The organism is Arthrobacter sp. TMN-50 (assembly GCF_054511125.1).
This window is the reverse complement of record NZ_JBTNDG010000014.1, coordinates 19,303-43,475: the sequence shown is the minus strand read 5'-3', so window position 1 is coordinate 43,475 and position 24,173 is coordinate 19,303. Positions and strand designations below refer to the sequence as shown.

The window sequence follows — 24,173 nt, the reverse complement described above, 5'->3', positions numbered from 1 at the left end:
GTGGGCGGTGGCCCTGGACGCTAGGGGCGGGAATCCTTATCCCTTGGCGTGTCCGATGTCACTTCCGTTTCCGGAAGGTATTCCCGACTGCCAGTTGTTTCGACGAGATTACCACGGGTAGTGGATTTCGTTTCCTCTGTGTCCGTCACTCGGGCATCTGAGTCGGCGTTCGAAGCAGCGTTCAGGCCGGAGTCAGTCTCAGTCTCAGTCTCAGCACCGTCCAGTGCCGGCTCCCGGCCTGGAAGATACAACGATGGCGTGTCGGCGCCCTTGCGTTTGACGCCCAGGTAGATCAGGACAGCGATTGATCCAAGGAGCACCAGGATGCTGGTCCACACGTTGAGTCGCTGGGTGACGCCGAAGAGGGTGACCAGTTCGGCGTCGTCAATCCTGAGCGCTTCGATCCAGACCCGGCCAGCCGTGTAGAAGGCGGCGTAGGCCCAGAACATCATGCCGCCGCGGAGTCGGAACCGCTTGTCGAGCAGCAGTAACAGAGCAACACCGGCGAGGTTCCACAGCATTTCGTAGAGGAAGGTGGGGTGGAAGAGCGTGTCGACCGGGACGCCGTCGGGGAAGTTGGGGTTCTCGGGGTCGATTTCCAGTCCCCAGGGCAGCGTGGTGGGCGCGCCGAAGAGTTCCTGGTTGAACCAGTTGCCCAGCCGTCCGATGGCCTGCGCCAGGAGGATTCCGGGCGCCGCCGCGTCGGCGAACGCGCTGAGGCGGACGCCCGACCGGCGGCAACCGATCCAGGCGCCCACGGCGCCGAGGGCGATGGCACCCCAGATACCGAGGCCGCCTTCCCAGATGCGTGGGATGCGGGAGAGGTCGCCGTCGGGGCCGAAGTAGGCGTCGGGTGACGAAACCACGTGGTAGAGCCGTCCGCCGAGGATGCCGAAGGGAATGGCCCAGATGGCGACATCCCAGATCACGTCGGGGTTTCCGCCGTACCGTTTCCAACGCGCGATGGTGAGCAGGAGCGCGAGGACAATGCCGGCCAGGATGCATAGGGCGTAGGTGTAGAGGGTAAGCGGCCCGAGGCTGATGGACGCCCATTCCGCCGGCGGGCTGGGAATACTGGCGGGAAGCGCCCCGATGGTGCTCACAATTCGCATGACTTAGCTCTTTCCCGTTCCGCTGCTCAGATCTTTGGTCAATGCTGCGAGAGCGGGGATGCCGCCGTCGCGGAGGGCGGCGACGAGGGCGGTTCCCACGATCACGCCATCGGCGTAGGCGGCGATCTCCTTGACCTGTGCGGCGGTGGAGACCCCCAACCCCACGCAGGCGCGGTCGGCACCTGCGCCGTGGGCGGCGTCGACGACGGCGCGCGCCGCCGAACTGACGGCCGTGCGTGCGCCGGTGATGCCCATGATGGAGACGGCGTAGACGAAGCCACGGCTCGCTTTGACGGTGCGTTCCATGCGTTCCGGGCTGGTGGACGGGGCCACGAGGAAGACCCGGTCCAGGCCAAACTCGTCGGAGGCGGCCAGCCATTCGCCGGCCTCGTCTGGAATCAGGTCTGGAGTGATCAGGCCTGCTCCCCCGGCCTCATGCAGGCGCCTGGCGAACTCTCGCACACCCAGCTGCATGACGGGATTCCAGTAGGTCATCACCAGGACGGCGGCGTCGGTCTGGGCAGTGATGCCCGCGACGATGTCGAAGATTCTCTCGACAGTGAACCCGTTTTTCAGGGCCTGTACGGTGGCGTCCTGAATGACCTGGCCGTCCATCACGGGGTCCGAATACGGGATCCCGATTTCGATCAGGTCCACGCCGTTCTGGGACATGGCCACTGCCGCGTCGATGGTGGTCTGCACATCGGGGAAGCCTGCGGGGAGGTACCCGATCAGGGCGGCCCGCCCGGCATCGCGCGCCCGGTCGATCGCTGCAGCAGCTTTGCTGGTGGTCTGGGTGTTCACAGCTGTTCCCCGTCTTTTCCGATTTCGGCTTCGGCGCTGTCGTCCGGCAGCAGGTCGAAGTATTCGGCAGCAGTCGCCACGTCCTTGTCGCCACGGCCGGAGAGGTTGATCAGGATAATTTTCTCCGCCGGGTCACCACCCTCGGCGGCAAGGCGCTGGCCCACCTTGATGGCGCCCGCGAGGGCATGGGCTGTCTCGATGGCGGGGATGATTCCCTCGCTGCGGCACAGCACCCGGAAGGCGTCCATTGCCTCGGCGTCGGTAATCGGTTCGTAGCTGACCCGGCCAATGTCCGCCAGGTAGGCGTGCTCGGGGCCGACACCCGGGTAATCGAGTCCGGCCGAGATGGAGTGCGACTCGATGGTCTGGCCGTCGTCGTCCTGCATCAGGTAGGAGCGGGCGCCGTGCAGCACACCCGGGCGTCCGAGGGTGATGGTCGCGGCATGGCGGCCGGTTTCGACGCCGTCGCCACCGGCTTCAAAGCCGTAGAGAGCCACCTCGGGGTCGTCGAGGAAGCCGTGGAACATGCCGATCGCATTGGACCCGCCACCGATGCAGGCGCACACGGCGTCGGGCAGCTTGCCGGTTTCCGCCAGCATCTGCTCGCGGGCCTCTTCGCCGATGACCTCGTGGAAGTACCTGACCAGGGATGGGAACGGGTGAGCTCCAGCCGCCGTGCCCAGCAGATAGTGCGTGGTGTCGACGTTGGCCACCCAGTCCCGGAGGGCCTCATTGATGGCGTCCTTGAGGGTCTGCGATCCGCTGGTCACAGGAATCACCGTGGCGCCGAGTAGCTCCATCCGGGCCACGTTCAGCGCCTGACGGCGGCAGTCCTCGGCTCCCATGTAGACGACGCACTCGAGACCCATCAGCGCTGCGGCAGTGGCGCTGGCAACCCCGTGCTGACCGGCGCCGGTTTCGGCGATCACTCGGGTCTTGCCCATGCGTTTGGCGAGCAACGCCTGACCAAGCACGTTGTTGATCTTGTGGGAACCCGTGTGGTTAAGGTCCTCGCGTTTGAGGAACACCCTCACCCCACCGGCATACTCGGCGAACCGCTTCGCTTCGGTGAGCAGCGACGGCCGGCCCGCGTAGGTCCGGTTCAGCTCGGCCACCTGGGCGGTGAACTCGGGATCTGCCTTGGCCTTGTCGAAGGTGTCCGTCAGCTCATCGAGGGCAGCGATCAGCGACTCGGGCATCCACCGGCCGCCGTACTCACCGAAGTACGGCCCCGGCGCGTGGCGGAGGCTGGCCGTCGGGTTGAGGAAGGCGTCGGCGGTGCCCTCGGTAACCTCGGAGGGGGCATTGGCTGCCTGTGGCGAATCGGTCATGAGCTTGCCTGTCCTGTTGTGGTGGTGTGCGGCGTGCCGTTACTACGCGGTGGGCTGGTCCTGGAAAGCCAGCCGCGCACTGCGGCCGGCATCGAGGAACGCGGCGATAGTGTCTTCGGGGTTGTTGTGGCGGACCAAGGCTTCGCCCACCAGAATGGCGTCGGCTCCGTCGGAGGCGAACCGGCCGACGTCGGCCACGTCCCGCACGCCCGACTCGGCGACAATCACTGTGCCGGCCGGAATTCCGGTGGCGAGGGGTGCGAACACCGACCGGTCAATATCGAGCGTCTTGAGGTTACGGACGTTGATCCCGATGATCCGCGCCCCCACAGCGACGGCCCGTTCCACCTCGTCGCGGGTGTGGGTTTCGACCAGGGCGTTCATGCCGAGCTCGTGGGTCAGGGCGAGGAAGCGGCGCAGTTCGTCGTCGGTCAGGGCTGCGACGATCAGCAGGATCAGGTCGGCCCCGTGGGCGCGGGCCTCCCAGATCTGGTATTCATCGACGGTAAAGTCCTTGCGCAACAGCGGCAGGTCGACGGCGGCCCGCACGGCGTCAAGGTCGGCGAGCGTACCGCCGAAGCGACGCTGTTCGGTCAGGACACTAACGACGGCGGCGCCTCCCGTTTCGTAGCGGGCGGCCAGGCCGGCGGGGTCGGTGATGTCAGCCAGCTCTCCCTTGGAGGGGCTGCGGCGTTTCACCTCGGCGATGAGGGAGATTCCCGAGCTGTTCCCGCTGAGCGCCGCGTGGGCGTCGCGGACCGCTGGGGCGGCACGGGCGTCGTCGCGCAGTTGCTCAAGCGGGAGCGCCGCAATGCGCGGTGCGAGGTCCTCCCGGACGCCAGCGATGATGTCGTCGAGAACGCTCACTTAGTCGTCTTTGTCCTTCAGCTTCGATCCGCCGACGCCGAAGCCTGCCCGCTTCATGACGAACCCGACGGCTAGGCCGATCAGCATCACGGCAATACCGATCCAGAACAGGACGGTTCCAGCGTCGAAATTTCCCTCGGTGCTGGAGAAGACGTAGGCGAAGGACGACACTGCCGCGCCCGCCAGCATAATCAAGACACAGGTCCACGCGGCGGGGCTATTGCCGTGACCGATGGTCTCATCGTGCATCGAGGCGTGACTTTCCCTCGAGTTTTCCGGGTGCTCTGTCGCAGCGGTCCGGGTGGATGCGTTGACTGTGGCGTTCTTGGCCATGATGACTCTCCTTGAAACTGGTCTGGTGTCCATTCTGCCATTAGTTCAGGGCGACCGTGGTCTGCCCTCACCGGCTCAGCTGGTGGGATCTTTACCCTTGGTGAGCTGGTCCCAGCTGTCGATCTCATCCGAGTGTGCCGTGGTTGTGCGTGTCGCCGGATTCTCGGTGGCTACTTTTTCGTAGCGGGTGGAACGGTTCCAGCTGCGGCCGGCGATGAGCATCCACCCGGCCGTGCCGACGAGTAGCACTCCGGCGGCTGCTGCCAGCCAGGGGAAGACGGTCAGAACCAGTTCGGCGCCGCTGCCGGTGCTGACACCAATTGCCTCCCCAATGGCCGGGGCTGCGGCGCCCGTGGGATCCGCCACCACCCGGATGCTGTTCCAGACAATACCGACGCCGGCAATGAAGAGAATCACGACCACTAGTATCCGGGCGATCCTCCCTGCGATCGAGACGGCCAGGGCAGCCGCCAGGGCGACGAGGGCGAACGCGGTGACCGCTGTGGCAGCATCGCTGCCGGGGATCTGCAGGTCCGGCGTCTGAACTGCGTTCTGTGGCAGGACGACCGTCAGCCACGTTTGGGTGGTACTGGCGAACGCCGCGAGGGAAAGCAGGACCGTGGCAAGGATTACCGTGCCCTTCCGTTGCCAGGGGGATGGGGCGGGCGGCGCGATGCGATCGGGGGTGCCTGGTGCGGTGCTCATGGAACCTCCACCTCGTCAAACTCGTCGGCTACGGTGACGCTCCTGAGGCTCGATGCGATCAGGGCAGCCCGCAGGGGTGCTGCCGCCTTGTTCACGGTCTCCTGCGCTTCGTCCTCCAGGACCGAGTCGGCAACGATTCCGCCGCCGGCCTGCACATAGGCGCGCCCGTCCCGCAGCAGGGCGGAGCGGATGGCGATCGCCAGGTCCATGTCTCCGGCAAAGTCGAGGTAGCCCACTACTCCGCCATAGATGCCGCGGCGGTGGGGTTCCACTTCGTCGATCAGGCGCAGCGCCCGGGGTTTGGGCGCCCCGGACAGCGTGCCGGCGGGGAACGTAGCAGCCAGGACGTCGTACGCGGCCTTGGTGGGAGCCAGGGTCCCGACGACGGTCGAGACCAGGTGCATGATGTGGCTGAACCGCTCCACTTCCATGAACTGGGTGACGTCAATGGTGCCGGGGACGCAGACCTTGGAAATGTCGTTGCGTGCCAGGTCCACCAGCATCAGGTGCTCGGCGCGTTCCTTCTCGTCGAGCAGGAGTTCGTCGGCCAACGCCCGATCCTGGTCGAGGGTCTGCCCGCGGGGTCGGGATCCGGCAATCGGGTGGGTGATGACGTCCTTGCCGGTCACCGTGACCAGCGCCTCCGGGGACGACCCGACAATTGAGTATTCCCTGCCGTCGGCATCGGCGAGGCTGAACAGGTACATGTAGGGGCTCGGGTTGGTGTTGCGCAGCACCCGGTAGACGTCCAGCGGTGACGCCTGGCAGTCAAGTTCGAAGCGCCGCGAAATGACCACCTGGAACACGTCGCCGTCGACAATAGCCCGCTTGCCACGCTCAATGGCAGCCAGATACTTGCTCTTATCCCACCGTTCATCGACGCGAGAAAGTAGCTCCGCGGTGTCCACTGACCCCTGCTGCAGGACCGAGACGGGCTGCTCGGCAGCCTCGCCCAGCTTGGTGAGCATCGCGCGGATCCGTTCGACGGCGTCGTGCCAGGCCTCGTCCACCCTGTCGCTGGAGCCGTCGAAATTGATGGCGTTGGCCACCAGCGTGAGAGTTCCCTCGGAATTGTCGTGCACTGCCATGTCCGTCACGAGGCACATGGCCAGTTCGGGCAGGAAAAGGTCGTCTTCGGGCGGGCTCGTCAGGCGCTCCCAGTGGCGGACCGATTCCCAGCCGATGAACCCCACCAGGCCGGAGGTGAACGGCGGCAAATTATCGAAGCGGCGGGTGCGGAGAGCCTCGATAGTCTGGCGGAGGGCTTCGACCGGGCTGCCCGACGTCGGGACACCAGCGGGTGGTTTGCCCAGCCAGTGCGCTTCACCGTCGAGGCTGGTCAGGGTGGCCCTGGAATGGGCACCAATGAACGAGTACCGTGACCAGACCCCGCCGACGGCTGCCGATTCCATCAGGAACGTCCCGGGCTCGCCGTTGGCCAGTTTCCGGTAGATGGCGATCGGGGTGTGCGCGTCGGCCAGGACCTTCAGGTGCACTGGGACGACCCGGCACTCTTTGGCGAGCTCACGAAACTCGGCAAGGCTGGGGCTGATGACTCCAAGTTCCTGCATAAAAGTGTGGTTTCTTTCAGGTGGCGGTCGGAAAGTTCTAGTTGATGGTGCTCTGGACGGGGCTCTGCCCGACGACGACGTCGAGGTCCCTGCCGTCGAAGCAGGTCCGGGTGCCGGTGTGGCAGGCAGCGCCGACCTGGTCGACGCGGATCAGGAGCGCGTCGCCGTCGCAATCAATAGCCGCCGATTTGACCCACTGGGTGTGACCGGAAGTGTCTCCCTTGCGCCAGTAGGTGCCGCGGGACCGGGAGAAGAAGGTGACCCGTCCGGTGCTCAGCGTGCGGCGGACCGCCTCGTCGTCCATCCAACCGAGCATCAGAACCTCACCCGAATCGTGTTGCTGGATCACGGCGGCGACCAGTCCGGCCGAATCGCGTTTCAGGGCTGCGGCGATCGCCGGATCGAGGGTCTTCCCCTCGGCGGAATTCGGCGATGGTGAGGTGCTGGGCTGTGATGGCATCACCTTCGATTCTATCGCGCTCTCCGTCCGCTACCGGACGCGGAACACCAGGGTACCGGGCCGCCCCTTCCTGCGGTTCTTCCTGCGGTTCTTCCTGCCAATCGACAGCGGATCGTGCTAGTTTCAGCAGTGATGCAATATGTAGAACCGTCCCGCGAAGTTTTGGCCGAAACGCTTCTCGCGGCTGGGCCTCACTCGCCCACGCTGTGCGATGGTTGGCAGACCAAAGAGCTGGCAGCCCACCTGTACCTGCGGGAACACCGACCGGCTGTCAGCCTCGCCATGATTATCAAACCCCTTGCAGCTGTTTCTGATAAGTCGGTACGCAAAATGGCGGCCAAGGCTGAGTCCACCGCCGGGTATAAACGGCTCATCGAGGATTTCCGCGCCGGCCACCCCTTCTACTCGCCGCTGAAGCGGTCGAAGTCCCTCGACGCCAGCGCCAATCTGATCGAGTACTTCGTGCACACCGAGGATGTCCGCCGTGCGCGGAGCCGGTGGGCGCCCCGGGCTCTCGATGAGGACTACTCGGACGCGCTCTGGGATGAACTGATCAAACGCGCCGCTATCCTGTACCGCGGAGTGGACCTGGGTATCGTGCTGGTCCGTTCCGACGGCCCACGCCACGTCGCCAAACGGGCGCCCGTGTCCGTCGCCATCAAGGGAGATCCGGGTGAGCTCCTCATGCACGCCCACGGCCGCACCCGCCACGCACTCGTGACCTTCGAGGGCCAGCCCGACGCCGTCGCCCTGCTGAACAGCGCCGAGGTTGGCCTCTAGGCCCCCAACCCTCTCCACTCGGCGCAACGCCTACGGAAACTTTGCGCACCTGTGGCGGGTTGAACCCCACTCGGCGCAACGCCTACGGAAACTTTGCGCACCTGTGGCGAGTTGAACCCGGTTCAACCCGCCAGAGGTGAACACTTGTTTGAGATCACTCACCGCTGCTGCACAAATCCTGCTGGCTTCCGGCACTCTGCCGAACCGCGAGACTGCCGCACTCGAGCCGAACCGCGGGGCTGCCGAATGGTGGGCTCAAGCGGAATCGCGGGATCAGGCGTGAGAGTTTCCCGCCTTAGCGGACGGGGAAGCCGGCGTCGCTGATCGCCTTCTTCACCTGGGCGATGGCATCCAGTGGCCCGAAGTGGAACACCGACGCCGCCAGCACCGCATCCGCACCGGCCTCAACAGCCGGCGGGAAGTGCTCCGGCAGGCCGGCCCCGCCGGAGGCGACCAGCGGGACCTGAACGGCAGCACGGACCGCCCGGATCATTTCCAGGTCGAATCCGGCTTTGGTGCCATCGGCGTCGATCGAGTTGAGCAGGATTTCGCCCACCCCTCGGTCGGCGGCTTCGCGGGCCCACTGAACGGCATCGATGCCGGTTCCCTGCCGGCCCCCGTGGGTGGTCACCTCGAAGCCCGAGGGCGTCCCGCCGCCGGGGACGCGTCGCGCGTCGAGTGACAACACCAGCACCTGCGACCCGAAGTGGCTGGCGATCTCATCGATCACGTCGGGTCGGCTGACCGCTGCCGTGTTGATCGAGGTCTTGTCGGCACCAAACCGGAGCAGCTTGTCGACGTCGGCAATCCCACGGACTCCCCCACCCACCGTCAGCGGAATGAAGACTTCCTCGGCTGTGCGGGCAACGACGTCGAACGTCGTGTCCCGGTTCCCTGAGGACGCGGTGACGTCGAGGAAAGTGAGTTCGTCGGCGCCGGCCCGGTCGTACCGGTGCGCAAGCTCCACCGGATCACCCGCGTCACGCAGGTCAGCGAAGTTGATGCCCTTGACTACGCGGCCAGCGTCGACGTCGAGACAGGGGATGACACGAATGGCTACACCCATGACAGCGTCCTAGACCCTGCAGGCGTGGATAGTGCTGACGAGGATGGCGCGGGCGCCGAGTTCGTACAGTTCGTCCATGATCCGGTTGGTCTGATTGCGTAGCACCATGGACCGGACGGCCACCCAGTCCGAATCGCGGAGCGGGGACACCGTCGGGGATTCCAGGCCGGGCGTCAGCGCTGCAGCCTGATCGATCAGGTCCTTGCGGATGTCATAATCCATCAACACATACTGACGTGCCACGAGTACCCCCTGCAGCCGGCGGATCAGCACATCAAGACCGGTCGGGGCGTCGCCGTTGCGTCCGATGAGGACCGCCTCGCTGCGCAGGATCGGCTCACCGAAGATTTCCATCCCGGCGGCTTTGAGCGTGTTACCGGTTTCGACGACGTCGGCGATCGCGTCAGCGACGCCGAGCCGCACCGAGGATTCAACGGCACCGTCAAGGCGCACCACCGTCGCGTTAACTCCGTGATCCACGAGGTACCGGCGCAGGAGCCCGTCATAGCTGGTGGCGAGGCGCTTGCCGTCGAGCTGCGCGACGTCGGTGAAATCTCCCACCGGGCCGGCGAACCGGAAGGTGGAGGCACCGAACCCGAGCGTCAGGCGCTCCTCTGCGTCGACGTCGGCGTCCAGGAACAGGTCGCGGCCAGTGATGCCGACGTCGAGGGTTCCGGCGCCCACATAGACGGCGATATCGCGGGGGCGGAGGAAAAAGAATTCGACGCCGTTCTCGGGATCCTCGAGGACGAGCTCGCGGGTGTCACGGCGCTGGCGGTACCCGGCCTCGGCGAGCATGGCGGAGGCGGATTCGGACAGGGCGCCCTTGTTGGGGACTGCTACACGAAGCATGGGGTTCTTTCGCTGAGGTTTTCGAGGGGAGTCTGCGGCTGGTGGCACACCTATCCGGATCGGGACGGTGCCTAGAGATGTTTGTAGACGTCGTCCAGCGTCAGACCTTTGGCGATCATCAGGACCTGCAGGTGGTAGAGCAGTTGGGAGATTTCCTCGGCGGTTGCCTCATCGGATTCGTACTCGGCGGCCATCCACACCTCAGCGGCTTCCTCAACCACCTTCTTACCGATGCCGTGGACGCCTGAGTCGAGTTCGGCGACGGTTCGAGACCCGTCGGGGCGGGCGACGGCCTTGGCGCCGAGTTCAGCAAAGAGTGTTTCGAAGCTTTTCACAGAGTCAACGTTACTGGGTTGGCGGCGCTGAGCCTCATTCGGCGGGTTTCCTGTGACATAGCTCTACCCTTGCCACGCCTCGAGTACAGCGGCGGTGGTCAGCGCGGCGGCGACCGACTCGTATCCCTTATCCTCACTGGACCCGGGCAGCCCGGCACGGTCCAGCCCCTGCTCCTCGGTGTCGCAGGTCAAGACGCCGAATCCCACGGGCTTCCCCGTCCGAACGCTGACGTCGGTCAGGCCGGAGGTCGCGGCCTGGCAGACGTAGTCGAAGTGCGGGGTGCCGCCTCGGATGACGACGCCGAGCGCCACCACAGCGTCGAAGTGCGGTGCCAGCCGGGCGGCGGCGGCGGGCAGTTCGAAGCTGCCGGGGACCCGCACCACTGTCGGCTCGATGCCGGCGTCACGCGCGGCGCGCAGGGCGCCGTCGAGTAGTCCGTTCATAATCTCCGTGTGCCAGCTGGCGGCGACGACGGCGAGGCGCAGGTGCTGCGCTCCGGCAAGGTGGCTGAGGTCAATGGGGGGTGCGCCGTGGCCGCTCATAACAGGTCTCTTTTCGGTGATTAGGAGGTGTGGTGATCAGGGTGGAACTTAGCTCTGCTGGAGCCCGTGGTCTTCGAGTTGGGTGAGCTGGTGGTTGAGCCGGTCCCGTTTGGTCTGCAGGTACCGCTGGTTCTCGTCCCGCGCTGGGACCTCCGAGGGGACCATCGCGGTGACCTCGATGCCGTACTCCCGCAGTTTGTCGCGCTTCTCGGGGTTGTTGCTGAGCAGTCGGATCACGCCCAGGTCCAGCTGGTGAAGGATCGTGGCGGCGGCCTGGTAATCCCGGGAATCGACCGGCAGACCGAGCTGCTCGTTGGCTTCGATGGTGTCGGCTCCGCCCTCCTGCAGGGCATACGCACGAATCTTGTTGGCCAGTCCAATACCCCTCCCCTCCTGGCCGCGCAGGTACAGCACGGTGCCGCCCTGCTCTGCGACGAGTTGCAGCGCCTGCTCAAGCTGCTCACCGCAGTCGCAGCGGAAGGACGAGAAGACGTCGCCGGTCAGGCATTCAGAGTGCAACCGCACGAGCGGAGCCTCGCCGGCCAGGCCGCTGCTGCCCGACGAGGACAGGCTCAGGTGCTCAACGCCGGTCACCTCATCGGTCCAGGCCTGGGTGGTGAACCGCCCGAACGCCGTCGGAAGGGTGACCACCGGCCCCCCGGTGACGTTGGTGGTGTTCATCGGGGGGCCTTCTCTGGTGTCGTCAGGTAGTCCAGGAGGTCTTTGATGGAAATCAGGGGCAGGCCGTGGGTGTCGGCGAAGTCGCGCAGGGCGGGCAGGCGCATCATGTGCCCTTCATCGTGTACTAACTCGGCGATCACCGCCGCCGGCTTAAGGCCTGCCAGGGTGCACAACTCGAGGCTGGCCTCGGTGTGGCCGGGGCGTTCACACACCCCACCGGGCGCACCGCGCAGCGGGAACATGTGCCCGGGCCGGGTGAAGTGCGCCGCCGTCGTCGTCGGGTCGGCGAGCAGACGTGCGGTGACCGACCGATCCGCGGCACTGATCCCGGTGCTCACGCCCTCCGCTGCGTCGCAGGAGACGGTGTAGGCGGTACCCTTGGCGTCCTGGTTGACGGCAGTCATGGGCGGCAGCAGCAGCCGGTCGGCGATAGCGCCGCTGATCGGGACACACAGCACCCCCGAGGAGTACCTGACGGTCCAGCCCACCAGTTCCGGGGTGGCGAATTGGGCGGCGAAGATGATGTCGCCCTCGTTTTCGCGCCGCTCATCATCGACGACGACGACGGCGCGGCCGGCGGCAATCGCTGCGACCGCTGCGGGTACGGCGTCCAGCGGGATGGACCCGGTTTCCGGTTCGGCGTGCTGCGCGATCATGGCTGTGCCTCCGTGATGGCTGGCGGAGCAGCCGGTTGCTGGACTGCTGGTTTCTGGACTGCGGGTTGCTGGACTGCGGGCTTTTGGATGGGGATCGACTGGGTATTTGGCGACTGCCACGCCGGGAGCATGAAACTCATCAACCGTTCAGCGTATTTGGCCAGCACATCCATTTCCAGGTTCACCGAATCCCCGACCTGCTTCAGGCCCAGGTTGGTCTCCTGCAGGGTGGTGGGTATCAGGCCCACCTCGAACCAGGGGTCGGGTGCGGAGACCGGGCTGACAGCACTGACAGTGAGCGACACGCCGTCGACCGTAACGGATCCCTTTTCCGCTGCGTAGCGAGCCAGCCGGGTCGGCAGACCGAAGCGCAGCCGGTGCCAGGCGCCTTGATTCTCCCGCTCCAGCAGGGTTCCGATGCCATCGACGTGGCCCTGTACCACGTGCCCGTCAAGCCGTCCGGTCGCTGGGACGCACCGCTCAAGGTTGACCACGCTGCCGGGGGTCAGGGACCCGGTGGTGGTCCGCAGCAGGGTCTCGCCCATCACGTCGACGGCGATCCTACCGTCGTCGATGCTGGTTGCGGTCAGGCAGACACCGTTGACGGCGATCGACCCGCCGAGGCCCAGATCCTGGCCGGTAGTAGGCGCGTTGAAGACCAGGATGGCACTGGTATGGTCCGCGGCGACATCCAATGAGACAACGCTGCCTTGTTCGGCGACTATTCCTGTGAACATATGCTGGGTCCTTTGCTGCTGGGCGTCGTCTGGGACAAGGTTTGGTGGCTGGCGGGTGCCGGGCTGAGGTGGAGACGCACATCGCTGCCGCATTGGGTGATCGAGTCGCCGCCATGGGGGTCAAGGACCCAGGCGCTGGCATCTACAAGTGAGGAAATCCCGAGGGCCTGGACGGCTGGGGGGCCAGCGCCGAGCAGCACGGGCGCCTGGTAGATGACCAGTTCATCGACCAGGCGTGCAGCAAGGAACGCGCTGGCGATTGTGGGACCGCCCTCGATCATCAGGTGACCCACGCCGTCGCCGGCCAGGTGTTTCACCGCGTCCCACGGGTTGCGGGTGGTGAGCTGGAGGAAGCGTCCGCTGCGGATTGCCGCGTCGTCAGGGACTTCGCGCAGTCCCATGGCCACGCGGAGCGGCTGGTGCGCGGCGTCGGATCCGTCGGGGTGCCGGGCTGAGAGTCGGGGGTTGTCGGCGAACACCGTTCCGGTGCCTACCAGCACCGCGTCGGCCCGCCGCCTGATGGCGTGCCCATCGCTGCGTGACTCGGGGCCAGTGATCCACTGGCTGGTGCCGTCCGCTGCTGCAACCCGCCCGTCGAGGGTCTGCGCAATTTTGAGGGTGATGAACGGACGGTGCGAGCTGGTGGCGTCGCGCCACCGGTGGTTCACGCCGTGCGCTTCGTCGGCCAGCAGGCCGCCGACGGTGTCGACGCCGTGGTCCCGGAGCCGGCCGGCGCCACCGGCGGCCGGGCCGTGGATGTCGTCGGCGGCGTAGACAACGCGGGCGATGCCCGCCGCGGCGATGGCTTCGGTACAGGGGCCGGTGCGCCCGGTGTGGTTGCAGGGTTCGAGGGTACAGACCAGGGTGCAACCGGAGAGATCGGCTCGCCGGGTGGTGGCATTGGCGAGAGCGTCGACTTCCGCGTGGGGCGTGCCAGCGCCCCGGTGATAACCGGTGCCAATGACGGCGCCACGGTCATCGAGGACTACCGATCCCACCAGGGGGTTGGCACCACGGACACCCTGGCCCGCCAGCTTAAGGGCGTGCCGCATTGCCTGGGTTTCGGCGTCGGAGGCTGGCTGGTTCATGACGCTCACCGGAGGGTGGGATCCGGGAGGAGGACTCGAAGCGACAGTGCGCTTCCGGCAACGGGGATCTGAGCGTCGAAGCGCCACCTCAGAAAGTCCATGTCGTTCCCTTGTCTCGAGCGGTGCGCTCCGGGGGTTACGACAGGAACGGCCGGTGCCAGCTGCTACGCGCGACGGCGCCAACAAACCAGCACAGCCTAGGCTGCACGCGCTTCTCCCATCCAGACTTTAACTGTCGGTGCCGGAATTTCACCGGCTCAACCGTCCATTCCGGCGCGGGTAGCGCAGGCGCAGACGGGTCGCGGACTATCACCGCCGGTTCGGAATTACACCGACCCCGGAGCACGTTTGTGTTTACTAGTATTTCATAACCGGATTGGCTGTGCATCCATTCCCGTCACACAGCAACTCAGACCGTACAACCGGACCCTAGTCCTTCTTCTCCGGTTTGAAGTCCACACCGGCTTCCCTGCGCTGCTGTGCGGTGATCGGGGCTGGCGCCGCTGTCAGCGGGTCGAAGCCGCCACCGGACTTCGGGAACGCGATGACGTCGCGGATGGACTCGGTGCCGGCCATCAGCGCAACGACGCGGTCCCAACCGAACGCGATCCCCCCGTGAGGGGGCGCGCCGTACTTGAATCCTTCGAGCAGGAAGCCGAACTTTTCCTGCGCGTCCTCCTGGCTGATTCCCATGACCGCAAACACGCGTTCCTGGACATCACGCTGGTGGATACGGATCGAGCCGCCACCGATTTCGTTGCCGTTGCAGACAATGTCGTACGCATAGGCCAGCGCGGTCTCGGGATCCTTGTCGAAGGTGTCCAGGTACTCGGGCTTGGGTGAGGTGAACGCGTGGTGCACTGCGGTCCACGCTCCCCCGCCGACTGCCACGTCGCCGGCTGCGACAGCCGCCGACGCCGGTTCGAACATCGGTGCGTCAACAACCCAGACGAAGGCCCAGGCCAACGGGTCGATGAGACCGGTGCGGTGGCCGATTTCAACGCGTGCTGCGCCGAGCAGCGCGCGGGAGGGAGTCTTCTCGCCGGCGGCGAAGAAAATGCAGTCGCCGGGGTTGGCGCCGACGGCGGCGGGCAGTCCGTCACGCTCGGCCTCGGTGAGGTTCTTGGCGACAGGGCCGCGGAGGCTACCGTCGTCGTCGACCAGAACATAGGCGAGGCCCTTCGCGCCGCGCTGCTTGGCCCATTCCTGCCAGGCGTCGAGCTGGCGGCGCGGCTGCGACGCCCCGCCGGGCATGACGACGGCACCGACGTACGGCGCCTTGAACACGCCGAAATCGGTGTCCTTGAAGAACTCGGTGAGCTCGGTCAGCTCCAGGCCGAAGCGCAGGTCAGGCTTGTCGGAGCCAAACCGTGCCATCGCGTCCGCGTAGGTCATCCGTTGGATCGGCGTGGGGATTTCGACGTCGATCAGCTGCCAGAGCGCCTTGATCAGGCTCTCGCCCAGGGCAATGACGTCATCCTGCTCCACGAAACTGGCCTCAATATCGAGCTGGGTGAACTCAGGCTGGCGGTCCGCACGGAAGTCCTCGTCGCGGTAGCAGCGGGCGATCTGGTAGTACTTCTCAAACCCGCCTACCTGAAGGAGCTGCTTGAACAGCTGTGGGGACTGCGGCAGCGCGTACCAGGAGCCCGGCGCCAGGCGGGCTGGCACCACGAAGTCACGGGCGCCCTCAGGGGTGGATCGGGTGAGCGTGGGGGTTTCAATCTCGACGAAGCCGTCCTGGTGCAGCAGTTCGCGTGCCACCCGGTTCGCTTCGGAACGCAAGCGGAGGTTGGCGTTGGGCGCGGGTCGGCGCAGATCCAGGTACCGGTGCTTCAGGCGGGCTTCCTCGCCCACCTCAACATGCTCGTCGATCTGGAAGGGCAGCGGGTCGGAGGTGTTGAGGATGGTGACTGTCTCGGCGATGACTTCGATGCTGCCGGTGGCGAGGGCAGGGTTTTCGTTGCCTTCGGGCCGCTTCTCGACGGTACCGGTGATCTGCAGGACGTACTCGTTGCGCAAGCCGTGGAAGACTTCCTCTTCCCGGACGACCACCTGAGCGAAGCCTGAAGCATCGCGCAGGTCAAGGAATGCAACACCGCCGTGATCTCGGCGGCGGGCTACCCAGCCTGCCAGGGTAACGGTGTGTCCAATGTGCTCGGTCCGTAGCGAACCGAGGTCATGTGTGCGCAGCACAGCATTCCTTCCGGGTGGAGGTGCGGGGCGTAAACGGCAACCCGCGTATGAAAAGATCGTCTCGTTCGAGTTTACCGGTGATACCGGGACTCACCCGCCACGGCAGGGGATCACACATGGCAACGGCTCATCCACCTGAGAACAATCCGCCACTGACCGATCCGCCGGGACTCCGGCGTCAACTTGGCGGCTTCGACGCCACCACGGTGGGGGTCGGCTCCATGATCGGCGCCGGCGTGTTTGTGGTGTTTGCCCCGGCAGCCGCGGCAGCCGGGAACTGGCTTCCGCTGGCCGTGGCGATCGCCGGTTTCGTCGCTTACTGCAACGCGGCGGCGTCGGCCCAGCTCGCTGCAGTGCACCCGCAGAGCGGTGGCACGTACGTCTATGGCCGTCGTCAGCTTGGCCCTTGGCCCGGTTTCATCGCCGGTTGGAGTTTCATCACCGGCAAGATCGCCTCCTGCGCTGCGATGGCCCTGACCTTTGGGCTGTACGCCGCCCCGGGCTTTGAAACTGCCGCAGCGGTTGCCGCGGTGGTGGGCCTGACCGTGGTGAATCTGCTGGGGGTCAGCCGGACCGCCCTGCTGACCCGGCTCATCGTATCGCTGGTGGTTCCAGTCCTCGCGTTCGTGGTGGTCGTCGCCTTCGCCACCCCCGCGCCGTCCGACTCGGTCCCTCTGCCCACCACCTGGGTTGGTGTCCTTCAGGCGGCCGGACTGCTGTTCTTCGCCTTCGCCGGGTATGCGCGGGTGGCCACCATGGGCGAGGAGGTGCGCGAGCCGCAGCGCAACATCCCGGCAGCCATCTTCGGGTCACTCGGCTTCACCCTGGTGCTGTATCTGCTGCTCTCCGTCGGACTGCTCTCGGCGCTCGGTCCAACGGCGCTGGCCGGATCGCCTGCTCCGCTCCTCGAGGTGTTCGCCGACTCGACCTCGGGGATCCCGACGGCGGCGGTCACCGTGGCTGCAGCCCTCGCGAGCCTCGGAGCCCTATTGGCCCTCATCGCCGGAGTGGGCCGGACCACCCTGGCCATGGCGCGGGAGGGCGACCTTCCCCGGGCGCTAGCCAGGATCTGGCAGCGATTCGGCGTGCCCTATGCAGCGGATCTGGCCACCGCAGGCGTCGTCATTGGCTTGCTCCTGACCACCGGTGTGCTCACGGTGGTGGGCTTCTCGAGTTTCGGTGTGCTGATCTACTATGCGATCGCCAACCTGTCGGCGTTCACCCTCACGGACCGGCCGTGGTATTCGCCGCGGGCGTTGAACGTAGTGGGATTCGCGGGCTGCCTACTGCTTGCCCTGACCCTCCCGACGGCATCGGTGCTCACCATGGTGGCCGTTCTGGGCGTCGGGGTGCTCGGCCGCGCCGTCGTCGTGCGAATACGCCGACGGCATAGCTAAGCGCGGGTGTGCAGGGTCTGGTCAGTTCACCGAACGCAGGACGGTAGGCATAAGGTCGGCCGCCGGGGGTGACCAGGTGTCAGGGTCGGCTGGTTCCTGGGCGCCGGTCCTGATGTCCTTGACCTCGTGGGTGCCGTCCTCGGCGGTGAACCAGACGAAGGGGATGCCGCGCCGGTCGGCGAACTTGATCTGTTTGCCGAACTTTTCGGCGGAGGCTGCGACCTCGGCGGATATGCCCCGGCCACGCAGGGAGGCGGCAATGTCCTGCGCGGCCGACCACGCGCTGTCATCGGTGAGCGAGATCAGCACCGCGGTGGGGACCCGGCGGGACACCACAGTGAAGTCCTGGCTGAGGATCCGTGACACCAGCCGGGTTACGCCAATGGACAGGCCGACGCCGGGGAAGGTGCGGTTGCCCTTGGCTGCGAGGCTGTCGTAGCGGCCGCCGGAGCAGATCGAACCCAACGATTCGTGTCCGTTGAGCACCGTTTCGTAGACGGTTCCGGTGTAGTAGTCGAGGCCGCGGGCGATGCTGAGGTCGGCGACGACTCTGCCCGGGGCGCGCCTGGAGGCTTCGGCGATGACCTGTTCCAACTCTCCCAGGCCATCTTCGAGCAGCGGGTGGGTGACCCCGAGGGCACGGACCTGCTCGACGAACGACACGTCGGCGGTGCGGATCGAGGCCAGGCGAAGGGCAAGGGCGGCCTGCTCCGCAGTGGCGCCGAGTTCGGTCTGGAGTAGTTCGGTCACCTTTTCGGCGCCGATTTTCTCCAGCTTGTCGATGCTCCGCAGCACCCCGGCGGTGTCCTCGATGCCGATGCCACGATAGAAACCCTCGGCGAGTTTCCGGTTGTTGACCCGCACCGTGAAGTCGGGGATGGGGAGGGCGGACAGGGCAGCGACCACCACGAGGGCCAGCTCGACGTCGTACCGGAACGGGAGGACGCCGTCGCCCACCACGTCAATGTCGGCCTGGGTGAACTCGCGGAACCGGCCATCCTGCGGGCGCTCCCCGCGCCAGCACTTCTGGATCTGGTACCGCCGGAAAGGGAAGGCGAGGTGCCCCGAGTTTTCGACCACGTAACGGGCGAACGGGACTGTCAGGTCGTAGTGGAGGGCGAGGCTGTCGTCGGCGCCGGTTGCCCGGACGCCGTCGTCGTCGGCCTGCAGTCGGGACACGGCGTAGACCTCTTTGTCGATGTCCCCTTTACGCAGCAGGTGGGACACCGTCTCGACGGCGCGGGTCTCGATGTTGGAGAATCCGTGCAGTTCGAAGGTGCTCCGCAGCGTGTCCAGCACGTGCAGTTCCACCAGACGCTCCTCCGGCAGCCATTCTGGAAAACCTGACAGTGAGGCCTTGCGTGCCATACAGCTGAGCTCCTTGCGGTACGTAGCGTTCGGGTGACTGGTGCGGCACTCATTTTAGGGGTTGTGGCGGACCCACGCGAAACGCTTCGCCCCTCCCGTTCACTACACCTCCACCCACGGGGGTCAACCTGGACCGCGGTGGGCAACTTTTCCCGCACCGCGGCTTACATACGGGGTGGGTTGACCCCGCCTGGCCGGGTTGCTCACCGCAGCAGCCTGGACCGCGGTGGGCGGTAGCAGATTCCCGCTGCCGAACCCTTATGCGTAAAGTGGCCTTCTAGGCTGCGTAGCACTGGGATGCACTGTAGCAGCTGGCCGACGATCAAGAACGGTCCCCCGGCAAGTGCTGTGACGATAGACTCAGTAGCCCTGAACTAATTGCCGCGAGGTAGCTGGCAAACCAACGAGCGAAAGACTTCTAGCGGTGACACAAAGTCAGCAATCCGACGAAACACCCCGTACCGACGAAACGTCAGGCGACGAGGTAACCCCCGTAGACCCTGGGCAGGCAATTGAGGCAGCGGAGGCAGAGCCGGCAAGCGAGCCCGAACGGGAAACGGAGCCCGCGCCAGCTGCCGACGCCCCGGCTGAGCCAGCAGTCGCGCCTGAGCCGCCGGCCCCCCAGCCGAGTGCGGCGCCCAGCCCTGCCGCCATGGCACCGCGTCCCGGCGGAAAACCCGGCGGAAAGCCTGCCGGTAAGCCCGGAGCCCAAATCGCCGCTCCCCCTGCGCACAGCACTCCCCTGAGCGAGGCGGCGAAGTTTGCCCGCGTTGAAGAGGATGGCCATGTGTTTCTGATCGTCAACGGCGAAGAGCACGCTGTTGGCCAGTACCCGGATGCGTCGAAGGATGAGGCCCTCGCCTACTTCGTCCGGAAGTACGACGACGTGGCGAGTCAGATTTTGCTGCTGGAGCAGCGGGTGCAGGCGAAGGCACCGTCAGCCGACATGCAGAAGACGGCCGACCATCTGCGGGAGCAGGTTGCCGAGAAGAAGGTGGTCGGCGACGTGCTGGCGCTCGAAGCCCGGTTGGATGCCCTGACCGGCTCGATCTCCGAGCTCGGTGCTGGCGAGAAGGCCGTGCAGGACGCCTTGAAGGCCGCCGAGCTGGTAGCGCGCGAGGCGATTGTTGCTGAAGCCGAGGAAATCGCTGGTCGCGATCCGTCCACCGTTCAGTGGAAGGCCAGCAGCACCAGGATGAACGAGCTGTTCGAGACCTGGAAGGCCGCCCAGAAGAACGGCATCCGTCTGGGTCGCGGCACGGAGGACGGGCTGTGGAAGCGGTTCCGTGCAGCGCGGACCATTTTCGATCGTCATCGCCGCGCCTACTTCTCCCAGCTCGACACCGACAACGCGTCAGCCAAGCAGGCAAAGGAATCCCTCATCCAGCAGGCTGAGGCGCTGTCGACCTCCACCGACTGGGGCCACACCGCCGGCGAATACCGTCGGCTGATGGACGAGTGGAAAGCCTCCAAACGGGCCAGCCGCAAGGACGACGACGCCCTCTGGGCGCGCTTCCGGGCCGCTCAGGACCGGTTCTTCACCGCGCGAAAAGCCACCAACGAGGCAATCGACGAGGAGTACGGAGCCAACCTTGTGGTCAAGGAGGCCCTGCTGGGGGAGGCACGCCAGCTGCTGCCCATTAAGAACCTTGCCGCGGCGAAGAAGTCGCTGCAGTCCATCCGTGACCGCTGGGAGGAAGCGGGAAAGGTGCCGCGCGCTGACATGGCCCGCATTGAAGCCGGTATCCGCGAAGTCGAGGACGCAGTCAAGTCCGCCGATGACGCCCACTGGGAGCGGACCAACCCCGAGACGCAGGCCCGCACCAACAGCGCGCTGAGCCAGTTGGAGTCCACCATCGCAGCACTCCAGGACGATCTGGGCGCCGCCAAGAAGGCCGGGGACGCAAAGCGTATTGCCGCAGCCAAGGAAGCGCTGACGGCTCGCGAGCAGTGGTTGGAGATGCTCCGCAAGTCGGCGCGGGACTTCTCCTAAAGAGTGCCGCCGACGGCCGACGGGTCGGGATGACGCCCTGAAGCCCGGTTGACCAGAGTCTGGTTGACCGGGCTTTCGGTTGTTATCCACATCTGGACGCCGGGGCTTTCGTTTTGCCGGGCAAGTCGGAATGCTTGGGTCATGTCTTTTCACCAGCAGGGCGCGACTCCCGCCACGATCAGGGCAGAGCCGGGCACCTCAAGCGGCGGCGTCTTGTTTCGTGCCAATGACATTTTCAGCACGGTGGAACTCCAAGCCATGTGCAACGATGGCCTACTCCACCGGGTGTGCAGGGATTCTTATGCACGCGCCGACCTTCACCTCGATCCGGTCTCTCGCGCACAATCCGCGATTCTGTGCGTCCCGGAACCGTTGCGCTCCAGGGTGGCCCTCGCCCGCCAGAGCGCCGCCTGGGTGTACGGCTGCGCGACGTTACCCGGCGTGATCAATCTGGTGACGGACCACCGGCGTCGCACCACCGCCCTGCCCCCGTTCAGTGACGCCCTCATGCATCAGGTGGCATTGGGGCCCTGTGACATCACGGTGCTGGGAGGGGTGGGCGTCACCTCACCCCTCAGGACCGCACTGGATGTGGCAGTTCACGGCCACGAGTCGTGGGCTCTCCCGAGCCTCATTAAACTGGCCACACACCCTTCCCTGGGCTGCGATCTGGTCCTGGTGGTCAGGGCTCTTGAGACAACCCGCCGTGTTCCCGGCAAGAACCGTGCCCTGGCGCTCCTGCAGACCGCAATGCATTCGCCGGGGCGGGACGGATAACCGGGTAAGAACGGACCACCTGCCCTAAAGCCTCCGCTGAGCCCCAGTGGTGCGGTAGACGTCAAACACGCCGTCAATTCGGCGGACGGCGTTGAGGATGTGGGTCAGATATTTCGGGTCGCCCATCTCAAAGGCAAACCGAGACAACGCAACCCGGTCCGTGGAGGTGTTGACACTCGCGGCCAGAATGTTCACGTGGTTTTCCGACAGGACCCGGGTCACGTCGGAGAGTAGGCTCTTCCGGTCAAGTGCCTCAACCTGGATTTCCACCAGGAACACGCTGGACTGGGTAGGGGCCCAGTCCACTTCGACGATCCGGTCCGGCTGGTCGCGCAGTTCCTCAACGTTGCGGCAATCATTCCGGTGTACTGAAACCCCCGATCCGCGGGTGACAAACCCAATGATCGGATCCGGCGGAACCGGTGTACAACAGCGGGCAATCTTGACCCAGACGTCCCCGACACCGCGCACCGTCACCCCGGAATCGGAGAATTTGGGCCGGCGGGGAGTGGTGGCAACCGTCGACTCGGCAATGCTCTCTTCGGCGCCTTCGTTGCCACCCATCAACGCAACCAGGTGTTCAATCACGTTCTGCGCCGAGGAATGTCCGTCACCGACCGCCGCGTACAGCGCTGCGATATCGGCGTGCCTGAGTTCCTGGGCGACTGCCAGCAGCGCGTCGTGGGTCATCATGCGCTGCAGCGGCAGGTTCTGCTTGCGCATGGCACGCGTTAGCAGTTCCTTGCCCTTCTCAATGGCCTCTTCGCGGCGTTCCTTGGTGAACCACTGCCGGATTTTGTTGCGTGCCCGGGGGCTCTTGACGAACCCCTGCCAGTCCCGGCTTGGGCCGGCGCCTTCGGCCTTTGACGTGAAGATTTCCACCCAGTCACCGTGGTTGAGCTCACTGTTTAGCGGGATCAACTTGCCGTTGACTCGTGCGCCGATGGTTCGGTGGCCCACCTCGGTGTGCACGGCGTAGGCGAAGTCGACCGGCGTCGAGCCGAACGGAAGCGCCATCACCTCACCCTTGGGGGTGAAAACAAAGACTTCACGGGCGTTGATTTCGAAGCGCAGCGAATCAAGGAACTCGTCGGGATCGGAAGTTTCCTGCTGCCAGTCGACGAGGCTCCGCAGCCAGCCCATGTCGCTGTTGTCGGGGCCATCCCCTGCTTTCGCGCCGGCACCCTTGTACTTCCAGTGCGCTGCCACACCGTACTCGGCTCGACGGTGCATGTCATGGGTCCGGATCTGGATCTCCACCGGACGCCCTCCCGGGCCGATTACCGTGGTGTGCAACGACTGGTACATGTTGAACTTGGGCATCGCTATGTAGTCTTTGAATCGGCCGGGGAGCGGATTCCAGCGGGCGTGCAACTGCCCGAGCGTGGCGTAACAGTCCCTGACACTATCCACCAGGACCCGGATTCCCATCAGGTCATGGATATCATCGAAGTCCTTGCCGCGGACGATCATCTTCTGATAAATCGAGTAGTAATGCTTCGGGCGCCCGGTGATGGTCGCCTTGATCTTGACTGACCGCAGGTCCTCACCGATCTGGGTGCGCACCACCGACAGATGCTTTTCACGTTCGGGCGTGCGGTCGCCCACCATCCGCACAATCTCTTCGTAGACCTTCGGGTGCAGCGCAGCGAAGGAAAGGTCTTCGAGCTCCCATTTGATGGTGTTCATCCCCAGCCGGTGGGCGAGGGGCGCAAAGATCTCTAGAGTCTCGCGGGCCTTTCTGGCCGACGACTCGGGTGAGACGAACCGCCAGGTCCGGGCATTGTGGAGCCGGTCGGCAAGCTTGATCACCAGCACCCTGATGTCCTTGGCCATGGCGACGACCATCTTGCGGACCGTCTCCGCCTGTGCGGCGTCGCCGAAGGACACCTTGTCCAGCTTGGTGACTCCGTCGACCAACATCGCCACTTCGGCACCGAAGTCCCGTTTGATGTCGTCCAGGGTACACGCGGTGTCTTCAACGGTGTCGTGCAGCAAGGCGGCCGCGAGGGTGGTTCCGGTCATCCCCAGTTCGGCAAGGATGGTCGCGACGGCGACCGGGTGGGTAATGTACGGGTCGCCGCTCTTTCGTTTCTGGCCTTCATGGCTGCGCTCAGCAACCAGGTATGCCCGCTGGATGAGATCCAGGTCCTCTTTGGGGTTGTTCGCCCTGACAGTCCGCAGCAGCGGTTCGAGCACCGGCGAGTACCCGGTCGATCCCCGCCCGGTGAGTCGTGCCAATCGCGAACGGGTGCGGATCTTCCGCTCCGGCAATGCGCTATGGTCGGCGCTGCCCGCCGAGGGGGCTGAGGCCGCCGAGTCCGTCGCCGTCGTGTCGCTGCGGACGGGCGGGGTGACCGCCGGGGCCGCTGGAACCTGTTCGAGTTGCGCGGTCGACGGGCGTGAGGGTACACCGGCGCGCTGGTCGTTGCCGGTGTCTGGCCGCTCTGCTGGACCGCTGGCTTCTGCCACCTATCACTCCGATTCCTCACCCGTCAGACGGCTGAAAAGACTTACACCA

23 protein-coding genes and 1 riboswitch are annotated in these 24,173 nt (G+C 65.6%); of the genes, 4 read left to right on the top strand and 19 right to left on the bottom strand.

Annotated features, from left to right (window positions below):
* Positions 1-20 precede the first annotated feature (20 nt).
* The 8 genes from lgt to hisI all read right to left on the bottom strand — a co-directional run bounded on the left by lgt (position 21) and on the right by hisI (position 7,183).
* The gene (gene lgt / locus ACX80A_RS13400; protein ID WP_459260246.1) at positions 21-1,112 is read right to left on the bottom strand and encodes a prolipoprotein diacylglyceryl transferase; all 1,092 of its coding nucleotides are present in this window, start codon (positions 1,110-1,112) and stop codon (positions 21-23) included.
* A 3-nt stretch (positions 1,113-1,115) separates the two neighbouring features.
* The gene (gene trpA, locus ACX80A_RS13395) at positions 1,116-1,916 is read right to left on the bottom strand and encodes a tryptophan synthase subunit alpha (RefSeq protein WP_459260245.1); all 801 of its coding nucleotides are present in this window, start codon (positions 1,914-1,916) and stop codon (positions 1,116-1,118) included.
* The gene (gene trpB / locus ACX80A_RS13390; protein ID WP_459260244.1) at positions 1,913-3,247 is read right to left on the bottom strand and encodes a tryptophan synthase subunit beta; all 1,335 of its coding nucleotides are present in this window, start codon (positions 3,245-3,247) and stop codon (positions 1,913-1,915) included. Before trpB ends, trpA begins: the two co-directional genes overlap by 4 nt.
* Before the next feature lie 42 nt (positions 3,248-3,289).
* Complete coding sequence (gene trpC, locus ACX80A_RS13385; RefSeq protein WP_459260243.1) at positions 3,290-4,114, bottom strand: indole-3-glycerol phosphate synthase TrpC; 825 nt, start codon at positions 4,112-4,114, stop codon at positions 3,290-3,292.
* Positions 4,115-4,447 carry an HGxxPAAW family protein gene (locus tag ACX80A_RS13380; protein WP_459260242.1) on the bottom strand — a complete coding sequence of 111 codons (333 nt, stop codon included), beginning with the start codon at positions 4,445-4,447 and terminating at the stop codon, positions 4,115-4,117.
* A 75-nt stretch (positions 4,448-4,522) separates the two neighbouring features.
* Positions 4,523-5,152, bottom strand: coding sequence for a Trp biosynthesis-associated membrane protein (locus ACX80A_RS13375; RefSeq protein ID WP_459260241.1), 630 nt, complete (start codon positions 5,150-5,152; stop codon positions 4,523-4,525).
* Positions 5,149-6,723 carry an anthranilate synthase component I gene (locus ACX80A_RS13370; protein ID WP_459260240.1) on the bottom strand — a complete coding sequence of 525 codons (1,575 nt, stop codon included), beginning with the start codon at positions 6,721-6,723 and terminating at the stop codon, positions 5,149-5,151. The genes ACX80A_RS13375 and ACX80A_RS13370 overlap by 4 nt, the downstream gene beginning before the upstream one ends.
* A gap of 37 nt (positions 6,724-6,760) precedes the next feature.
* A complete protein-coding gene (hisI, locus tag ACX80A_RS13365) occupies positions 6,761-7,183 on the bottom strand; it encodes a phosphoribosyl-AMP cyclohydrolase (protein ID WP_459260239.1) in 423 nt (140 codons plus the stop codon).
* A 132-nt stretch (positions 7,184-7,315) separates the two neighbouring features.
* Between hisI and ACX80A_RS13360 the strand changes: the two genes are divergently transcribed.
* Complete coding sequence (locus ACX80A_RS13360; protein ID WP_459260264.1) at positions 7,316-7,963, top strand: TIGR03085 family metal-binding protein; 648 nt, start codon at positions 7,316-7,318, stop codon at positions 7,961-7,963.
* 295 nt (positions 7,964-8,258) lie between these two features.
* On the opposite strand, the gene hisF is transcribed toward ACX80A_RS13360, so the two are convergent.
* From hisF to aspS, 9 genes are all read right to left on the bottom strand, one after another.
* Positions 8,259-9,029 (bottom strand): imidazole glycerol phosphate synthase subunit HisF, encoded by a 771-nt coding sequence (gene hisF, locus ACX80A_RS13355; RefSeq protein ID WP_459260238.1) that lies wholly within the window; start codon positions 9,027-9,029, stop codon positions 8,259-8,261.
* A 9-nt stretch (positions 9,030-9,038) separates the two neighbouring features.
* The gene (gene hisG, locus ACX80A_RS13350; protein ID WP_459260237.1) at positions 9,039-9,881 is read right to left on the bottom strand and encodes an ATP phosphoribosyltransferase; all 843 of its coding nucleotides are present in this window, start codon (positions 9,879-9,881) and stop codon (positions 9,039-9,041) included.
* A gap of 71 nt (positions 9,882-9,952) precedes the next feature.
* Positions 9,953-10,216, bottom strand: a complete 264-nt coding sequence (locus tag ACX80A_RS13345) for a phosphoribosyl-ATP diphosphatase (RefSeq protein WP_459260236.1) — start codon at positions 10,214-10,216, stop codon at positions 9,953-9,955.
* 63 nt (positions 10,217-10,279) lie between these two features.
* Positions 10,280-10,759: a 6,7-dimethyl-8-ribityllumazine synthase gene (ribH, locus tag ACX80A_RS13340; protein ID WP_459260235.1), complete on the bottom strand. Its 480-nt coding sequence runs from the start codon at positions 10,757-10,759 to the stop codon at positions 10,280-10,282.
* 48 nt (positions 10,760-10,807) lie between these two features.
* Positions 10,808-11,440: a GTP cyclohydrolase II gene (ribA, locus tag ACX80A_RS13335; protein ID WP_459260234.1), complete on the bottom strand. Its 633-nt coding sequence runs from the start codon at positions 11,438-11,440 to the stop codon at positions 10,808-10,810.
* The gene (ribB, locus tag ACX80A_RS13330) at positions 11,437-12,096 is read right to left on the bottom strand and encodes a 3,4-dihydroxy-2-butanone-4-phosphate synthase (protein WP_459260232.1); all 660 of its coding nucleotides are present in this window, start codon (positions 12,094-12,096) and stop codon (positions 11,437-11,439) included. Before ribB ends, ribA begins: the two co-directional genes overlap by 4 nt.
* Positions 12,093-12,833, bottom strand: a complete 741-nt coding sequence (locus ACX80A_RS13325) for a riboflavin synthase (protein WP_459260231.1) — start codon at positions 12,831-12,833, stop codon at positions 12,093-12,095. Before ACX80A_RS13325 ends, ribB begins: the two co-directional genes overlap by 4 nt.
* Positions 12,818-13,921, bottom strand: coding sequence for a bifunctional diaminohydroxyphosphoribosylaminopyrimidine deaminase/5-amino-6-(5-phosphoribosylamino)uracil reductase RibD (gene ribD / locus ACX80A_RS13320; RefSeq protein WP_459260230.1), 1,104 nt, complete (start codon positions 13,919-13,921; stop codon positions 12,818-12,820). The genes ACX80A_RS13325 and ribD overlap by 16 nt, the downstream gene beginning before the upstream one ends.
* A gap of 205 nt (positions 13,922-14,126) precedes the next feature.
* Positions 14,127-14,270, bottom strand: a riboswitch (FMN riboswitch).
* 80 nt (positions 14,271-14,350) lie between these two features.
* The gene (aspS, locus tag ACX80A_RS13315; RefSeq protein WP_459260229.1) at positions 14,351-16,117 is read right to left on the bottom strand and encodes an aspartate--tRNA ligase; all 1,767 of its coding nucleotides are present in this window, start codon (positions 16,115-16,117) and stop codon (positions 14,351-14,353) included.
* Between the two features lie 116 nt (positions 16,118-16,233).
* On the opposite strand from aspS, the gene ACX80A_RS13310 reads away from it, so the two are divergent.
* Positions 16,234-17,514 (top strand): APC family permease, encoded by a 1,281-nt coding sequence (locus ACX80A_RS13310; protein WP_459260228.1) that lies wholly within the window; start codon positions 16,234-16,236, stop codon positions 17,512-17,514.
* A 21-nt stretch (positions 17,515-17,535) separates the two neighbouring features.
* Here ACX80A_RS13310 and hisS read toward each other — a convergent pair whose 3' ends face one another.
* Positions 17,536-18,882 carry a histidine--tRNA ligase gene (gene hisS, locus ACX80A_RS13305; RefSeq protein ID WP_459260227.1) on the bottom strand — a complete coding sequence of 449 codons (1,347 nt, stop codon included), beginning with the start codon at positions 18,880-18,882 and terminating at the stop codon, positions 17,536-17,538.
* A gap of 424 nt (positions 18,883-19,306) precedes the next feature.
* Between hisS and ACX80A_RS13300 the strand changes: the two genes are divergently transcribed.
* The gene (locus tag ACX80A_RS13300; protein WP_459260226.1) at positions 19,307-20,875 is read left to right on the top strand and encodes a DUF349 domain-containing protein; all 1,569 of its coding nucleotides are present in this window, start codon (positions 19,307-19,309) and stop codon (positions 20,873-20,875) included.
* Between the two features lie 141 nt (positions 20,876-21,016).
* Positions 21,017-21,652: a hypothetical protein gene (locus ACX80A_RS13295; RefSeq protein WP_459260225.1), complete on the top strand. Its 636-nt coding sequence runs from the start codon at positions 21,017-21,019 to the stop codon at positions 21,650-21,652.
* A gap of 24 nt (positions 21,653-21,676) precedes the next feature.
* Here ACX80A_RS13295 and ACX80A_RS13290 read toward each other — a convergent pair whose 3' ends face one another.
* On the bottom strand, positions 21,677-23,926 hold the full coding sequence (locus ACX80A_RS13290; RefSeq protein ID WP_459260263.1) for a RelA/SpoT family protein: 2,250 nt from the start codon (positions 23,924-23,926) through the stop codon (positions 21,677-21,679).
* Between the last annotated feature and the right edge of the window lie 247 nt (positions 23,927-24,173).

Bases quoted from the DNA above. Each gene is read 5' to 3' on its own strand.
- lgt (WP_459260246.1), bottom strand. From the start codon at position 1,112: ATGCGAATTGTGAGCACCATCGGGGCGCTTCCCGCCAGTATTCCCAGC.
- trpB (WP_459260244.1), bottom strand. From the start codon at position 3,247: ATGACCGATTCGCCACAGGCAGCCAATGCCCCCTCCGAGGTTACCGAG.
- ACX80A_RS13380 (WP_459260242.1), bottom strand. From the start codon at position 4,447: ATGGCCAAGAACGCCACAGTCAACGCATCCACCCGGACCGCTGCGACA.
- ACX80A_RS13375 (WP_459260241.1), bottom strand. From the start codon at position 5,152: ATGAGCACCGCACCAGGCACCCCCGATCGCATCGCGCCGCCCGCCCCA.
- ACX80A_RS13370 (WP_459260240.1), bottom strand. From the start codon at position 6,723: ATGCAGGAACTTGGAGTCATCAGCCCCAGCCTTGCCGAGTTTCGTGAG.
- hisI (WP_459260239.1), bottom strand. From the start codon at position 7,183: ATGCCATCACAGCCCAGCACCTCACCATCGCCGAATTCCGCCGAGGGG.
- ACX80A_RS13360 (WP_459260264.1), top strand. From the start codon at position 7,316: ATGCAATATGTAGAACCGTCCCGCGAAGTTTTGGCCGAAACGCTTCTC.
- hisF (WP_459260238.1), bottom strand. From the start codon at position 9,029: ATGGGTGTAGCCATTCGTGTCATCCCCTGTCTCGACGTCGACGCTGGC.
- hisG (WP_459260237.1), bottom strand. From the start codon at position 9,881: ATGCTTCGTGTAGCAGTCCCCAACAAGGGCGCCCTGTCCGAATCCGCC.
- ribH (WP_459260235.1), bottom strand. From the start codon at position 10,759: ATGAGCGGCCACGGCGCACCCCCCATTGACCTCAGCCACCTTGCCGGA.
- ribA (WP_459260234.1), bottom strand. From the start codon at position 11,440: ATGAACACCACCAACGTCACCGGGGGGCCGGTGGTCACCCTTCCGACG.
- ribB (WP_459260232.1), bottom strand. From the start codon at position 12,096: ATGATCGCGCAGCACGCCGAACCGGAAACCGGGTCCATCCCGCTGGAC.
- ACX80A_RS13325 (WP_459260231.1), bottom strand. From the start codon at position 12,833: ATGTTCACAGGAATAGTCGCCGAACAAGGCAGCGTTGTCTCATTGGAT.
- ribD (WP_459260230.1), bottom strand. From the start codon at position 13,921: ATGAACCAGCCAGCCTCCGACGCCGAAACCCAGGCAATGCGGCACGCC.
- ACX80A_RS13310 (WP_459260228.1), top strand. From the start codon at position 16,234: ATGGCAACGGCTCATCCACCTGAGAACAATCCGCCACTGACCGATCCG.
- hisS (WP_459260227.1), bottom strand. From the start codon at position 18,882: ATGGCACGCAAGGCCTCACTGTCAGGTTTTCCAGAATGGCTGCCGGAG.
- ACX80A_RS13295 (WP_459260225.1), top strand. From the start codon at position 21,017: ATGTCTTTTCACCAGCAGGGCGCGACTCCCGCCACGATCAGGGCAGAG.